Genomic DNA, 1384 nt, shown 5'->3' with positions numbered 1-1384 from the left:
TCCATGACCAGCCTGCGCACGTTCTGCACGCGCGGGGTATCCGTTTCGACCACCAGCCCTTCGGAGATCTCGTAGATGCAGGAGGCGACCAGGCGAGTGCGCTTCCCCTCGGTGATCTCGACCATGCACAGACGGCAGGCCCCGTAAGGCGTCAGCGCCTCGTTGTAACACAGGGTGGGGATATCGATATTGACGCCGCGCGCCGCTTCCAGGATCGTCGTATGGGGGGCGGCCTGGATCCTCCGCCCATCGATCGTCACGGTAATCATTTCCGTCATGATTGCGCTCCCAGCAAGAAGGATTCATTTGCGTGCAGGAGGGCTCCCTGAAGAGGCCCTTCTGTTTGCGGGGGAAAAAGGGCCGCCATGGAAAAATGGCTCAGGGGTGGACACTCCCTCAAAGATCTTTCGTAAGTTCAAATGATCCTGATCGCGTCGAACTTGCATGCCTCGTAACACGCCCCGCAGCGGATACAGGCCGCCGCATCGATCCGGTGGACTTCCTTCTTTTCGCCCGCAACGGCGCCGCTCGGGCAGACCCTCGCGCAAACATGGCAGCCGGTGCACGCTTCGCTATCAACGACGTAGGAAATCAGGGCCTTGCACACTCCGGCCGGACAGCGCTTGTCGCGGATGTGCGCCTCGTATTCCTCCCGGAAATAACGCAGTGTGGTGAGCACAGGGTTGGGCGCGGACTGCCCCAGGGCGCAGAGGGCCCCGTCCTTTATCGCGGCTCCCATCCATGTGAGCGTCTCGAGGTCTTCCATCTTCCCTTCCCCCTCGGTGATTCGATCGAGGATGCGCCGCATCTGAAGAATCCCCTCCCGGCAGGGCGTACACTTGCCGCAGGACTCGTCCTCTAGAAACATCAGAAAATATTTGGCCACATCCACCATGCAGGTCCGCTCGTCCATGACGATCATCCCGCCCGAACCCATCATGGAGCCGATCTCGGTCAGAGCATCGAAATCGACCGGCATGTCCAGGAACTGTTCGGGGATGCATCCGCCGGAAGGCCCGCCCGTCTGGACGGCCTTGAATCGGCGGCCGCCCGGGATCCCCCCGCCGATATCGAAGATGATCTCCCGGAGGGTCGTGCCCATGGGCACCTCGACCAGGCCCGTGTTGTTGATCTTCCCCACGAGCGAAAAGATCTTCGTCCCCTTGCTCCCGGCCGTGCCGATGTTCCGGTACCATGAAACGCCGTTGCGAATGATCAGGGGGACGTTCGCCCACGTCTCCACGTTGTTCAGACACGTCGGACGGTCAAAAAGACCTTTGTCGGTCGCATGCACGTATTTCGCCCTGGGCTCGCCCGCCCGCCCTTCGATGGAGGCGAAGAGGGCCGAGGACTCGCCGCAGACGAACGCCCCGCCCCCACGGGT

General features: G+C 61.9%; 2 protein-coding genes. Both read right to left on the bottom strand.

The window, feature by feature from the left end; translation table 11 throughout:
* Window positions 1-278: 2Fe-2S iron-sulfur cluster-binding protein (locus H567_RS0121260; protein ID WP_153306324.1), on the bottom strand; the 278-nt coding region annotated here is incomplete at its 3' end.
* 137 nt (window positions 279-415) lie between these two features.
* On the bottom strand, window positions 416-1384 hold a 969-nt coding region (locus H567_RS0121255; protein ID WP_028322922.1), incomplete at its 5' end, for an NADH-ubiquinone oxidoreductase-F iron-sulfur binding region domain-containing protein.

Origin of the sequence: Desulfatiglans anilini DSM 4660 (assembly GCF_000422285.1) — a bacterium.
GTDB classification, from domain to species: domain Bacteria; phylum Desulfobacterota; class DSM-4660; order Desulfatiglandales; family Desulfatiglandaceae; genus Desulfatiglans; species Desulfatiglans anilini.
The sequence above is the reverse complement of the archived record's forward strand: the minus strand, read 5'-3'. Positions and strand labels throughout refer to the sequence as shown.